We start from the raw sequence: 14,878 nt of genomic DNA on the forward strand, positions 1-14,878 counted from the left end.
TCAAGAGTTATTTCATTTTTACCAGGTTCACATCGTACAGTTTATTGTGTACTTGCTTCAAGCTGGGAACTGGTATTTTAAATACTTTTCTGTCGTATGTCATCAGGCCGTTTGTTTCCACTTCCACGTCGGTGGTTTGGGTGTACACTGCGGCTGACAATCCTTTTTTGATCAATGCCGGGAATTTATCGACGAGCTGTGAATAGTTTGTAAAGAGTTCTTCCTGGTTCTTATAGCTGCGATAGCCCCAGTTGTTCTTATCCTGCCAGGTGTGTCCTTCGAGTGGTAATCCGAGACCGCCGAACTCACCCAATACCAGTACGTAATTGGCGCCAAACAGGTCGGCCGTTGGCATAGCAGGTAAAGGATAATTGTGTAAGTCAACGATATGTCCCACTAAATGGAAGTTACCACCGCTGGCTGTATTTACGAGGCGTGAACGATCTTTCTGCATTGTCCAGTTTACAATTTCTTTGGTCTTGAACTGTCCCCATGCTTCATTGAAGGGAACCCAGACCACAATGCTGGGGAAGTTGTGGAGGCTTTCCATGATGGCCGTCCACTCTGTACGGAAGATATTTTCCGATTCGGCTGAACGCTCCATATCATAGCCAATGCCTTCTATACCGGGACGGTTTTCCCAGCGGGCATGGAGGTCGCCACTTGGCATATCCTGCCAAACAAGGATACCTAACTGATCGCAGTGGTAGTACCAGCGGGCGGGTTCTACTTTTACGTGTTTGCGGATCATATTGAAGCCCATTTCTTTGGTCTTTACTACGTCGAATTTGAGGGCTTCATCGGTAGGTGCAGTATACAAACCATCAGGCCACCAGCCCTGGTCGAGAGGGCCATATTGGAATACGAACTTGTTGTTGAGCAGCATGCGTTGTATGCCTTTGTCATCAACGCCCATAGATATTTTGCGCATGGCAAAATAGCTGTCGGCTTCGTCTACTACTTTTCCGGCACGCAACACTTCAATCTTGAGTGCATAGAGAAAAGGATTTTCCGGTGTCCAGAGTTTTGGATTGTCGATAGACAATTTGATATTCTCACCAGCTGTAACACTCTGTTCAGTGATCCTGGTAGTACCATCCAACGCTGTCACTTTTACCAGGTCGCCTGCTTGCGCGTTGGCTACTTTGGTTTCAATGCTCAGTGTTTTGGTGTCGATATCGGGCGTTTGTTTGGTAGACACGATGTAGGTGGATGCTACTGTCTCGAGCCATACTGTTTGCCAGATACCTGTTACCGGGGTGTACCAAATGCCTTCGGGCTTACGCACTTGTTTGCCGCGAGGCTGAGGTCCCTGGTCGGAAGGGTCCCATACTGATACTGCAATTTCCTGCTGTTTTCCTTTTTTCAGGGCTGCTGTGATATCGAAAGAAAAAGGATCATAGCCCCCCTGGTGTGTGCCTACTTTTTGTCCGTTGACATATACCGCACAACGCCAGTCGACCGCACCAAAGTGCAAGAGAACCTGCTGGCCTTTTTTAACAACAGGGGTAGCGATGACCCTTTTATACCAGAGTACGCTGTCCTTCCCTACTGTTTTTCCTACGCCTGACAGGGATGCTTCTACCGCATATGGCACCAGGATATTACCTGCAAAAGTAGCAGGGATGGTTTCTTCCTGTGCTTTGGGCAAGATGCTGTATTGCCAAAGGCCATTGAGGTTTTGCCAGTTCTTCCGCACCAGTTGTGGGCGGGGATATTCGGGCAAAGGACTCGCAGGGTTTACATTGGCAGACCATTCGGTAGTAATCTTCCCTGGCACTATTTGCCAGGGTTGCTGAGCATTCAGGGCTGTAGTTACAATCAACAGTAAAAAAAGGACGGGCACTCTACGCATGATAAATTAGAATTTGTTACACTAAATCTATTCAATAAAATGATAATAATACGAACCTGAATCAGAATGTTATTTTCTTCACATCAGAGAAGATCCAATCTTCCACGTTGGCAATCCTAACCCCGATACGTGCATATACATAGTTTTGAGCGGGCACCAGTGCTGGTATTGCTACACTCATATTTACACTGTTGGGGTTTGTAATATCGGCTCCGTTGATAGATGTTTTAGCCACGTTGTTACCCTCGGACACGAACTGGGTTTTATTGATGTACAATGTCACCCTGTCGATATTCTTGGCATTGGCATCGTTGATGATCTTTTCGAGCTTGAAAGTAGACGCTATACTGCCTGCAGAAGCCGTAAACTGTGCATCGCGCACCATGTAGTAGGGCAGCACTTCGATGTCCAGTTCCTGGTTGCCTGACAGGTTTACCACGATGGTATCTTTCGCAGCGCCGCTTTGTTTTGTCATAAACGGTCCCTGACCACCCGGGAAGGTAAGTTTGTAGGTGTTATTAAAGAGCATGGCCGAGTAGCCACCATCCTGCGCAATGGTCACATCGATGGGTTTTACATTGACATAGCCGCTCTCCCAGAGTTGAAAGCGTACCTGATTGTATTCTACATTGATGGGTTGCCCGTTGTATACGATACGTCCCTTCAATGTGGCATTCGGCGCGTCGTAATTGTCTTTTGCGCAGGATGCGAAGCAGCCTATAGCGGCAATCAGCAGTATATAATTAGTTATCTTTTTCATGAGTTGACCTTTTTAACCACTTATTGATTCGGATTTCTGACAATCTTAGGATTGTTATTGATGACGTCATCGCCAATGTAGGAGTAATAGTTTCCGAGCCTGAACCTGTCGGCTCCTGTTACTGCGTTGGGTTTTTCGATCTTAAACACCCATTTTCCATTGGTAGCCGGTACACCTGGCGTGTAGACTTTGTAGGGTGTAAGGCCAAATACCTGTGTATATATTTTGTCCGACTTTCCGATGTTGGCTTTCAGATCGGCCTCTGTCATGGCGCTTCCGTTCCATACTTTGTGGGCCAGTCTCCAGCGTTTGTTATCCCAAAGGATATGATCTTCGAACGCCAGCTCTATCCTTCTTTCATGTACAATCCTGTCGAAAGTGATATCTACTGCAGTAAGATCGGTTGTAAAGCCCGCACGACGACGCACCAGGTTGATGTGATCTTTGGCTTCGGGAAGTCCCAGTTCAAAGGCAGCTTCTGCCGCATTGAGTAATACTTCGGCATAGCGCATACGGATGTACCATACATCGCTTGCGGTACCGAGGGAACCAGCGCCTGCGTTGGGGTCAAGCCATTTGCGAACAAGGAAACCAGTTTGTGCACTCCATTCCAGGCCTGGGATAGGGCCATCTTCTCCCACCACTACTTCCGGTGCGGTTTTGCCAGGCAGTGTTTTTTGTGCACCGAAGTTGGTGCCGGAAATGATCGTCTTGTCGGCCAGCATGTAGCCGCCCCAGATGTCTACCGGCCTGCCTCTGAAGTTGGCGCCGGGTAGAATAACCGTGCCAGCGAGGCGTGCATCACGACCTGCGAAGATGTCCAACGGATTATCGTAGTATACAAAGTCGGAACCGTTTGTATTGTTAAGGGGTGCATATGTGTTGTTGAGCAGCTCGAATTCCTGTACAAGATTCAACGCCGGGTTGAGCCCACTGCCAAAGCTTTCTTCGGTCATAGACATGGGCTGGTTGTCGATCGTATAGTTGTGTACTTTACCGCTTTTCAATTTGTAGTCTTCGGCAAAGATCACCTCGGGGTTACCGCCTTTATCCAGGAAAATGTTGGCGAAATTGTCGGCAAGGTCTCCCGGCTTTTTCAAGTACAGGGAATAACCTTGTACTGCTTTGGCAGCAGTGAGGGCTTTGTTGTAATAGGTGTTTGCTTTTGCAGCTGGTATACCTACTTCGCCTCCAGCCAATGTTACGGATGGTGTAGTGCCACCATATTTTGCAATGGAACCTGCATACAGCGCTATGCGGCTGATGTAGGCCTGTGCTGTTCCTTTTGTAGCTCTTGTTTTATCACCGGGTGCATCTGGCAGCATGGCTGTCACTGCATCCAACTCAGCAATGATAAAATCATAGAGATCGGCTTCTTTGGCACGGGGGTGTTGCAATGGTGTAGGATCGCCACTGAAGTCGTAGGTCATAGGCTCTGTGATCAAAGGCACCCCGCCCATTCTCTTTACCATTTCAAAGTAGAGCAAAGCACGCAGGAAACGTGTTTCACCTAAGAAGAGGTTGCGGTCAACAGCTTCCAGTTCTGTAGCTGTGCCCAGTTTCTGGATGGCGATGTTGAGATCGCGCATGTACCCATAATCCCACATACCCCATTCGCCATAGCCCCAGTCGTTGTTCTGAAAACGCCAGCGATCGCCATTGCGTGATATAAAACCTTCGTTGAAATTGCCGTAGTTCCAGTAGCCATCTATTGCCTGAAAATTGGGTATACGGTCATATAGATCTGCGAGTACGTTGAGTACAAGTTTCTTGCTTTTCCATACCGCTTCATCGAGGAGGATATCGGTAGGTTTTTTATCGAGGAAGTCATCTTCCTTTACACAACCACTGCTAAACAGGGCTGCGGATAGTATAATTGCTGAGAAGTACTTTTTCATATTGCCTACAATTGTGTGGTTAGAAGGACAGGTTTACGCCAAAATTGATAAAGCGGTTTTGGGGATACTGCAGACCATTGGGGTCCATTACTTCGGGTTCTATCCCTATGTCCTTCAGATTATCTATAGAGAACAGGTTATAGGTGTTGACATAAAATCTCACCTTGTTGAGCTTTGCTCTTTGCAGCCATTCTTTAGGCAAAGAATAACCCAGCTCAATTGTTCTTGCACGCAGGTATTTTACGTTGGTAGTCCAGAACGTAGACTGCCAGCTACCATCGCGGTAGTTGCTATGACCGCCCTGGTTGAAACGCAGCGCCGGATATTTGCCGGGGATCCATTTGCTGTTTACATCAAAGGGATCTTCGCGGTGCCAGCGGCTGTCGAAGAACTGGCGCAGCAGGTTACCACCGTTCTGGTAAGGCCATTTCATTTCCCAGTTCTGACCAAAGGTATACATGGAGCCTCCGGAGAAATCAGCCGTGAAGTCGATGCCACGGAAGTTGAAGCCGAGTGTGAAACCGAAGTTCACATTCGGGTTCCTGTTGGCTACGTACCCGATTGGGCGAACATCATTGCCATCAATCTTCTTATCGCCATTGATATCCTTGTATATAAGGTCACCGGGCAGGAGGGTCCGGTTGCCTTCGTTGTCGATGTTTACAGGATAGTCGTTGATCTGCTCCATCGATTGGAACTGGCCGATCACTTCGTATCCCCAATAGATATCGCTCCAGCGGTTTTCGCGTCCGTTGTTGTATTTATCCAGTGAGTTGCCATATACTGGCTTGTAAGAGTCGAGGAACTTTCTGCGGGCGAAAGAAAGGTTGCCACCTACATTGAACTTTACCTCACCGATCGAACCAGTATAGTTCAATGAACCTTCGCCACCTAATACGGCATCACTTTCTACGTTCTCATCAGGCAATGAATATCCCAGCTCAGAAGGCACCAGTACATCATATTTGCGACCACGAAGACCAGTACGTTTGCGGTAGAAGTAGTCTACTGTACCTGTGAGAGCGCCATTGAACAAAGAGAAATCGGCACCAACGTCGGTGATGGTACTTACGAACCAGCTAATATTGGTGACAGGTACACCACGGTTGCGGGCGCCGAGCACCGTATTACCGTTGAATATTGAGCGGCCTACATTATAGTTATAGCCAGCCATGTAATCGAAAGGTCCGAGATTGGGTACGTTGTCATCTCCCAACTCACCATAGGATGCTCTTATTTTAAGATCAGAGAGGACGCTGTTACCACCCGTCATGCGTTCGAAGAATCTTTCTGAAGTAATTCTCCAGCCTGCAGAAACGTTGGGGAAATAGCCCACCCGCTTGCCAGGTGCAAATTTCCAGGAGGCATCACGGCGACCTGAAAACTCTACGTAATATCTGTTATCATAGCTATAGTTTACACGGGCTACGTAGCCTGAGCGGGCTTCCTGACGATCATAGTCATCAAACTGGTTGGCGTCCATATCAGGAAACTGCAGGTTGGGCAGCTCATTGATGCTGGGCACCGCATGCTGGAAGGTCCTGATGTTCCTTCTGTCAATGCGTTCTGTGGCCAGCGTCGCACCTACTGTATGACGACCGAAGGTGTTACTGTAGTTCAGTTGTAACTGAGCTACCTGGTTGAACACTTTTTCTACAATGCGCTCTCTCCAGGGGTTGTCGCTACCACCAGTCCTTTTGTAAGTACTGTCTGCCGGATTGAAAGTATAGGCATCATAGGTATATTCATGTCCGTTGGTAACCATATCTGCCAGGTAGTAAGAATATTTTCCCTGAACAGTAAGGCCCTTGATAGGTGTAGTGTACTCGCCGGTGAAGTTGAGCTGGATCACACGCCAGTCCTGCTTCCAGTAACCGGATTTTGCTTTATTGAGCAGGCCCCAGTTTTCGGCATTGTGACCAATGTCATTGAGGTACTCCGGATTATCGTTGGCAAAAGGACGTTCGTAAGGACGGTTGCGGAAAAGCGCAAAGCGTGGCGCCCAGTAGTCATCACCACCGGGTACACCAGGATTATCACGGGTTTCGATACGGCCATTGATCTGCATGCCCACTTTGAAGCGGTTGGAGATCTTGGCATCGATATTACTTTGTACGTTCGTGCGTTTGAACGTGAATTCACGACCTAATACGGAATTCTGATCGAGGCGTGTAACGGACAGGTAGTAGTTGATCCTGTCTGATCCTCCTGTGGCATTCACGTTCATGGAGGTAAGTGGAGAATTCTTCTGTATGATGAAGTCATACCAGTCAAAATTGCGGTAACCGTACTCGGTACCTTGTTTCCACTTTTCCAGTTCAGCCTTCGTCATATTGGTAGAAGGGTTCACCCGGTTCATATCTGCTTCCAAAACGCCGAGTTGCCATTCGTAGGCGTTTACTGTTTTGGGGAAGCGTGACCAGTTTTGCCAGCCTGTATACGCATCGATGTTGATGGTATTGCGGCTGCCTACTTTACCGCGTTTGGTAGTAACCACCACTACGCCGTTGGCGGCGCGCACACCATAGATGGCGGCAGACGCATCTTTCAGTACTGTAATGCTTTCCACATCGTTTGGTGCAAGGTTGTTGAATTGACCGGCGTCCTGCTGGATACCATCAATTACATACAGGGGATCGCCCATGTTGCGGATCTGGATGGAAGCGCTGGCACCAGGACGTCCATCGGGCATACGGAATGTTACGCCCGGCAATTTACCCGCCAGGCCAGAGCTCACGGTAGAACCTCCGTGTACACGCTCAAGGTCTTTGGATGTTACTGTAGAAATAGCGCCAGTCAACGACTCCTTTTTGCGGGAGCCATATCCCACGACAACTACTTCTCCCAGATCGGCATTGGCCGACTGCAGGGAAACGCTAAGATTTTTCTGATTGCCTACCCGTACTTCTCTGGGGGTATGGCCAACATACGTGAAAACGAGCACGGCATTGGCGCCGGCTACTTGAATTGAGAATACACCACCCTCATTGGTGGCAGTAACGTTCTGGGTCCCTTTTTCCGACACAGTAACTCCCTGGATAGCTTTGCCTGCGCTGTCGAGAACTGTTCCCGTTACAGGCACTTTATCCTGGGCAGTAAGTGAAAAAGAAAAAAACAAAAGGAAGAAGGTAAAGATACCGGTTCGTGCAGGTAGCAGTTTGGATAACCTGCAGCCGGATGAAAAACTCCTGGCAGATAGTTTCATACAGCAGTAATTGTTAGTTAAAAAACAATGTAAACGTTTGCATAAGCAGGCACAATCACTTAGGCATGTTCGTGCCTCCAAGCAATCTTGCTGTAAAATTTGGATTAATCTTTTTTACGGGCGTGGCTATTCGTCTCATAGTTTCCCCAAAATGTCTCAAATTCAGGCGTATTTGAAGCAAAAAGGTCAAATTATACAGGTCGTCAAAGTGCCAGTGCTAACACGTATTTGCTACGAAAGTCGTGACCTTGAGCCGGTTAAACCCGCTGTCCGCTGCGCAATCCAGGCCTGGATGCAACGTGGTTCTTTTATCTTGTTATATTTGTGCAAACTCAACTGCCGTTTGCTTGAAAAGTAATGTCATTTGCATAACGATTGCGCTGCTTGTATTTTGCACATCTTCTATATATGGGCAGGGCTATTATTTCAGGCATTACCAGGTAGAGAACGGCCTCTCTCACAACACGGTGCATTGCATTGTACAGGATAAGGAAGGTTTTTTATGGTTTGGCTCCAAAGATGGTCTCAACCGGTTTGATGGTATTACCTTCAAGATATTCCGCCCCGATCCTTCCGATAGCACCAGTCTGGGCAACAATTTCGTATACTCGCTGCATGTCGATCCCAAGGGTACTTTGTGGGTAGGTACCCGCGAAGGTGTATACCGGTATAATGCAAAAACAGAAAGCTTTCGTTTCATAAAAAGCACCGGCTGGTCTGATGTGCGGGATATTACTTCTGACAAGGATGGTAATCTGTGGTTTATATTGGGCTTACGGCTATACAGGTATAATGAGCTAAAAGATTCTATCCCGATACGGATCAACAGTATTGAGATTGAGCTTTCTACAGCTTGCGTTACACCCGAAGGACAAATATGGACATCCGGCACCGATGGCCGGCTGCTACGGTATCATCCGGACACTGACAGCTTCGAAGGGTATGATGTATTTAATGAAACTACTCCCATCGTATCGAAATGGATCGGCAAGCTCTATGCTACCAACAAAGGGCAAATTTTGATCGGTACTGCCCACCAGGGTATCAAACTTTTCGATATTGCAAGTAGAAAGTATATAGACGTCGTTACTCACAATGCCGATAATTCGATCGTATATGGCCGTGATTTTGTACATTATGGAGGTGAAGAATATTGGATCGCCACGGAATCGGGTGTTTATATTTATAATATCAGGGATAGCAGCCTGAAGAACCTGCGCAAACAATTTAATGATCCTTATTCTATTGCCGATAACGCCGTTTATTCGCTTTGCAGAGACAAGGAAGGTGGTATATGGTCGGGTACTTATTTTGGTGGCGTCAACTATTTCCCTCATCAATATACTGCTTTCCAAAAGTATTTCCCGGGCAGCGCTTTGAATAATATCAGCGGCAATGCCGTACGCGCCATGTGTGAAGACCAGTATGGTAATCTTTGGATTGGTACAGAAGACGGGGGGCTGAATAAACTGGAACAATCTACCGGGAAGATAACGCATTACCTGCCCGGCGGTAACCGCTCCACGATTTCGTATACCAACATCCACGGTGTGCAGGCTATGGGTAATGAATTATGGATCGGTACTTTTGAACATGGGGTTGATGTGATGGATATCCGCACCGGAAAAGTGATACGCCATTATTCCAAGCGACGTGATGGTTCTTCTTCGTTCCCTGCAAGTTTTGTCATCACTTTTTATAAAACGAGGGCTGGTGAATTACTGGCCGGCACTCCTTTGGGCTTGTTCAGGTATGATAAGCAAACGGATGATTTTGTAGCTATACAGGAAGGTATCACCGTACATGGTATTCTCGAAGATCATGCCGGGACTATTTGGTTATCGACTATTGGTAATGGCGTTGTTTATTACAATACCGCCACCGGTGAAAAGGGCAGCCTGCGTCCCGATCCCAATGATAGCAATAGCCTCAGCAGCCCTCTTGTAAATAATGTTTTCGAGGACAGTAATCATAATTTATGGATAGCCACTGAAGGGGGCGGTTTGTACCGGTATAATCATGCCACCAAAACAGGGAAACGTTACTCGACCAAGAATGGATTGCCCAGCAACTTTGTTTTCATTGTACGGGAAGACAATCAGCATAATTTATGGATAAGCACCACGCGTGGGCTTACCTGCCTCAATCCTTTAACAAACAATATACAGGTATACACCAAGAGTAATGGGCTGTTGAACGATCAGTTTAATTATAGTTCGGCCTTTAAAGATAAAAATGGGCGTTTGTATTTTGGTAGTGTAAAGGGGTTGATCAGCTTCAACCCTGATGAATTCACCAAAAGTTGGTTTGTTCCTCCAGTATATATCACAGGTATACAGGTAAATAACCAGGAGTTGATCATCAATGAAAAGGAGTCTCCTCTTTCTCAGTCCGTCATACAAACAAACCGCATTACTCTACCCTATACCGCTTCTACTTTCAGCATCGACTTTGCTGCACTAAGTTATACTTCACCAGAGCGTACGGAGTATATGTACAAGATGGAAGGACTGGACAAAGACTGGACCTATCTGAAGTCGAACCGCAAAGTATATTTTACCGGATTATCAGCAGGTACTTATCGTTTTATAGTAAAGGCAGCCAATAGTAGCGGGCAATGGAACAGTCAAACTGCGCAATTACAAATACGTATTCTGCCTCCTTTCTGGGCCAGCACCTGGGCGTATGCCGTGTATTCTTTAATTGGCGTATTGATCGTGTTCTATATTATACGTAATTATCACCGGAGAACGGAAGAGAAGAACAAACGCAAGCTGGAACTATTGGAGCACGAGAAAGAGAAGGAGCTATACCAAGCCAAGATAGAGTTCTTTACCAATGTGGCGCATGAAATAAAAACGCCGCTGACCTTAATAAAAGGGCCGCTGGAAAAGGTGATCAAGAAGTCGGATGAAAGCCCTGATCTACACAACAGCCTGCGGATCATGGAACGTAATACCAACCGTCTGATCGACCTCACGAATCAGCTGCTGGACTTCCGGCAAACGGAGACCAAGGGTTTCAGCCTCAACTTTACGCCTATCAACATTTCCGAGTTGCTGGAAGAAACTTATGCCAACTTCAAACCGCTGGCAGAGGAACGCAATTTGCAATTCACTATGGAGTTACCTTCGCAGCCGCTGTATACTATGGCTGATCTGGAGGCCTTGAATAAGATATTCAGTAATATATTCAGCAATGCCATTAAGTATGCCGACCGAAAGGTACATGTACAATTGTTACCTTTTGGCCAGGAAGACAGTTTGTTCATGATCGAGGTTGCCAATGATGGCCACCTTATCCCTTATGATATGAAGGAAAAGATATTCGAGCCTTTTTTCCGGCTCAAGAAAACGGAAAAGCAAAAGGGAACAGGTATCGGTCTGGCACTTGCCCGTTCACTGGCGCAATTGCTTAAAGGGAACCTGTATTTCAAAGAGGATAATCATGACTTGAATGTATTTGTGATCAGCTTACCTTTGCTGCCCACTAATAATGGTACTGGTCTTGAGCAGAACGACAACTCAATCATCTCAACAAACCAATAAACCCTATACGCTATGACACCACCCACCATCTTATTGGTTGATGACAATGAAGAGATCATTGAATTCCTGGCGGAAGTGTTGGGAGCTCAGTATGCTGTTTTAAAAGCATCCGATGGCCAGGAGGCTTTGTCTGTTCTCGACAAAGAGGCTGTGCACCTGGTGGTGAGTGATGTCATGATGCCAGGCATGGATGGCTTCGAACTTTGTCGCCTGATCAAAACCAATTTCGACTTCAGTCATATCCCCGTCATCCTGTTGACGGCCAAGAATACTTTACAATCAAAGATCGAAGGGTTGAAACTGGGAGCTGACGCGTATATTGAAAAGCCGTTCTCTCCGGAACACCTCGAAGTGCAGATCGCCAACCTGCTCAGTAACCGTAATAAGATACGGGAGTACTTTGCCAACTCGCCTCTTGTTCATATCAAGAGTATGGCTTACTCTACTGCCGATGAACAGTTCCTGGAGACTTTGAATGAATCTATCCGCAATCACCTCGAAGATACTGAGTTGGACGTGGAGAAACTGGCCCGGATCATGAACATGAGCCGCCCTACTCTATATCGTAAGATCAAATCCATTTCCAACCTTACGCCCAATGAGCTGATCAATATTACCCGGTTGAAGAAAGCTGCTGAAATGCTGGCCGGTGGTCAGCATAAAGTATATGAAGTAGCCGACCTTGTGGGTTATAATTCGCAGAACAACTTTGGCAGGAACTTCCTGAAGCAGTTTGGCATTACGCCTACTGAATATATCAGCATGAATAAAAAGCCCTGACAGCTTACGCTTGCCAGGGCTCTCTAATTTTGTATTCAATATACTTACTCTTTCAATATTCTCATCGTTTGTCCATTCTTCAGCTTTAATGTATACACGCCGGATTTGTATTGCTCCATGTGGAGGATGGTAACGCTTTGCGTGATCTGTATACGTTGTAACTCCCTGCCTGTTCCATCGTACAGGCAAGCCGTAGTGTTGATCAGTTCTTTATCGGTAACATTCAACGTAGCTGCGCCCTTAACAGGATTGGGATATAAAGTTACCCAGCCTTTACGATCGCTCTTCAGCAACAGGATGCGGCTGTAGGTGGTACGTCCATTAAGGTCTGTTTGTTTGATACGATAAGATGCTTTACCAGCGAGCGCCTGTATTTCCTGGAAGCTATATTCATTTTCTCCATTGCCTTTAGAAGTGATCGTGGCTATAGCTATGAATGGCTCATCTTCTATTGCTCTTTCAATGCTGTAAGAAGCTACCTGCTCTTCCTGTACTTTCCAGGTGATCAAAGGCTGGCCCTGGGCATTGAGTGATCCATTAACATACACCCAAGTCACAGGCAATATATACGTGCTTGTCTGCAGGAAGAAGCCGCTAAAGCCAACAACGTTGAAACTAATTTCCCAACGGTTAAGTGTAGCATTCCAAATAATATCGCTGTCTACGGGATCGATCAGTGCTTTTGTACCCGTATAGGTACCGGGCAAACCAGTCGCAGGATTGTTGCTGGCGCCGGCAAACTTGCTGAAACGCACGTTGGCTTTACCTGCAGCATCTGAAGGACCGGTAGGCAGGTTAGCTGTGCTACCCGGAGCAGCGTTGAAGTTATCGAACTCTAATTGTGTAAAATAAAGTGTTACTCTACCGGTAGCTGTGGCCGCATTGGTAGCAGGCTGTATCTCATAATGCCTGGCCACATAGGGCTTACCAGTAACTGCAGGATAGACAGGTACTCCTGACTCAAACCACACACGTGCTGCGACCGTACCACTTACCTGGCTGCCACCATTGGGCACCAGGGTAGCAATGAGGTTACAGCTTGCATCGTAGATATTATTGTTGGATGCAGATACTACGAAGGTCGTATTGGTCGTATTGGCAGTAGCCAATTGCGTGGCAGGCATGGTGATGGTATAATTCTTCGTAACAGTATTGCCAATGGCATCTGTTACTGTAACACTCGGCGTAGCACCCACACAGAAACCGGTAGCTGTTCCGGTAGTACTTACATTGGGTGTCCAGGCATATGTATAAGGAGTGACGCCACCGGATGGAGTAACGGTTGCAGTACCATTGCAGCCTACGTTACAGGTAACGGGGGTTTGTGATTGGGTGGCAGTCAATGGTGCAGGATTATTGAACCGGGCCAATACAATATCTGAACTTCCTACAAATGGCAGTACCGCCAATGGTGAAAGTGTCAGATCGCTGGTGTAGCTGCCGGTGATCCAGGGATTATTGCCCGAGCCAAGCGCTATTGCCAATCCCTGGTTGCCGGTAGTGCTGCCACTGGCGCCCGCTCCCTGCCCCAGCAATTGGCCATTACCCGTTTCGGCACTCACACGCGCCAGAAAAATATCCTCACCAGAAGTCCGGCTATTGGTAATCGAAACAGGAGACGCGAGGTTGGTGGGCAAGCTCAGGGTGCCCCAGAAATAACCCACCATCAAAATGCCGCCGGCGCCATCGGAAGTGATACCAGTCACCCTATCGGTACCAGTCGTAGCACCAGCTGCTTTAGACCAAACGAAGGTGTTATCGTCCGGACTATACCGTACATAAAAAGCATCCTGTGTACCGCCGGAATTATTCAATGCAGGATTAGACCCAAAGGTGATGCTGGCACTTTGAAAATACCCTCCCAGTACCACATCACCCGTAAATGCATCATAGGTAATGCCTAATCCTTCTTCTCCCGACGCACCACCAATGCCTGCACCACTTAGGAATGCACCATTAGCAGCATTAAGTTCAAGCAGGCAAATATCTGCCGCACCGGCATTGTTGAGTACAACAGATGAGGCTGGTGTAGTTGTAGAATAAGTAGCAGTAGCACCTGTATAACTGCCCGTAACGACGACCTCGTTGAGGGCTGAAACATAAGTAATGCTACTTCCCTGGGCATTATCGGGATTAGCAGACGAACCGCCTGTGCTTACCCAATTGAAGGCACCTGTAGTAGTATTCAACTGTGCTACAAAAAGATCGGAGGAAGTACTTCCATTAACAGTACGGTTAAAGGAGCCAAAAGTGGCGCCTACGAAAAAGTTGCCAGCCGCATATAGGTTACCAGCTCCATCGAGGCAAAGCGACTGCACATTATCAACACTGCTGCCATTGACAGTAGATACCCATATACCTGCACCAGTGCTTGCATTGAGCTTTGCGATAAACCCATCTAAACTTGTTCCAGCTACAGGAGCTAATGGAGGCACGGTGATACTAGTCAAAAAATTACCTCCTACATAGACGGAAGTACCATCAGTAGCAATAGCAAATCCTACATCATTACCCGTTGCACCGGCAAAACTAACTGCCCACTGGCATACACCGGAGGAATTGAATTTAGCCACATAGCATTCATTGTTACCGGGATCTGGTAATGGGCCAGTACCAAAATTGACCGGGCCTACATAACTACCGGTAATGTATACATTTCCGGAAGCATCAGTAGCGATGGCAAGCCCTCTTTCCTGGCCTCCGTCGGTTGTGCCGTAGCCAGCACGATAACCCCAGCCTTGTGCCTGAGTATTGATCGAATCTGACAGAGTTATTATTAGCAATAAAATAGGTAGTACAGCGTACAGTTTATTTTTCATATGAAGGTTTTAG

The 14,878-nt window shown here is 47.0% G+C and carries 7 protein-coding genes; 2 read left to right on the forward strand and 5 right to left on the reverse strand.

The window, feature by feature from the left end; translation table 11 throughout:
* Positions 1 to 7: 7 nt before the first annotated feature.
* From AC5JBY_RS23155 to AC5JBY_RS23170, 4 genes are all read right to left on the reverse strand, one after another.
* The gene (locus AC5JBY_RS23155) at positions 8 to 1,855 is read right to left on the reverse strand and encodes a glycoside hydrolase family 2 protein (protein WP_495907038.1); all 1,848 of its coding nucleotides are present in this window, start codon (positions 1,853 to 1,855) and stop codon (positions 8 to 10) included.
* A 61-nt stretch (positions 1,856 to 1,916) separates the two neighbouring features.
* Entirely contained in the window at positions 1,917 to 2,615 is a 699-nt protein-coding gene (locus AC5JBY_RS23160) for a DUF3823 domain-containing protein (protein ID WP_495907039.1), read from the reverse strand.
* 20 nt (positions 2,616 to 2,635) lie between these two features.
* The gene (locus tag AC5JBY_RS23165; RefSeq protein ID WP_495907040.1) at positions 2,636 to 4,513 is read right to left on the reverse strand and encodes a RagB/SusD family nutrient uptake outer membrane protein; all 1,878 of its coding nucleotides are present in this window, start codon (positions 4,511 to 4,513) and stop codon (positions 2,636 to 2,638) included.
* Between the two features lie 19 nt (positions 4,514 to 4,532).
* Complete coding sequence (locus AC5JBY_RS23170) at positions 4,533 to 7,718, reverse strand: SusC/RagA family TonB-linked outer membrane protein (RefSeq protein ID WP_495907041.1); 3,186 nt, start codon at positions 7,716 to 7,718, stop codon at positions 4,533 to 4,535.
* 347 nt (positions 7,719 to 8,065) lie between these two features.
* On the opposite strand from AC5JBY_RS23170, the gene AC5JBY_RS23175 reads away from it, so the two are divergent.
* A complete protein-coding gene (locus AC5JBY_RS23175) occupies positions 8,066 to 11,266 on the forward strand; it encodes a ligand-binding sensor domain-containing protein (RefSeq protein WP_495907042.1) in 3,201 nt (1,066 codons plus the stop codon).
* A 12-nt stretch (positions 11,267 to 11,278) separates the two neighbouring features.
* Positions 11,279 to 12,046, forward strand: a complete 768-nt coding sequence (locus AC5JBY_RS23180; RefSeq protein ID WP_495907043.1) for a response regulator transcription factor — start codon at positions 11,279 to 11,281, stop codon at positions 12,044 to 12,046.
* Between the two features lie 44 nt (positions 12,047 to 12,090).
* Here the strand turns inward: AC5JBY_RS23180 and AC5JBY_RS23185 are convergent, their stop codons facing one another.
* On the reverse strand, positions 12,091 to 14,865 hold the full coding sequence (locus AC5JBY_RS23185; RefSeq protein WP_495907044.1) for a T9SS type A sorting domain-containing protein: 2,775 nt from the start codon (positions 14,863 to 14,865) through the stop codon (positions 12,091 to 12,093).
* Positions 14,866 to 14,878: the final 13 nt, after the last annotated feature.

This window comes from Paraflavitalea sp. (assembly GCF_059502485.1).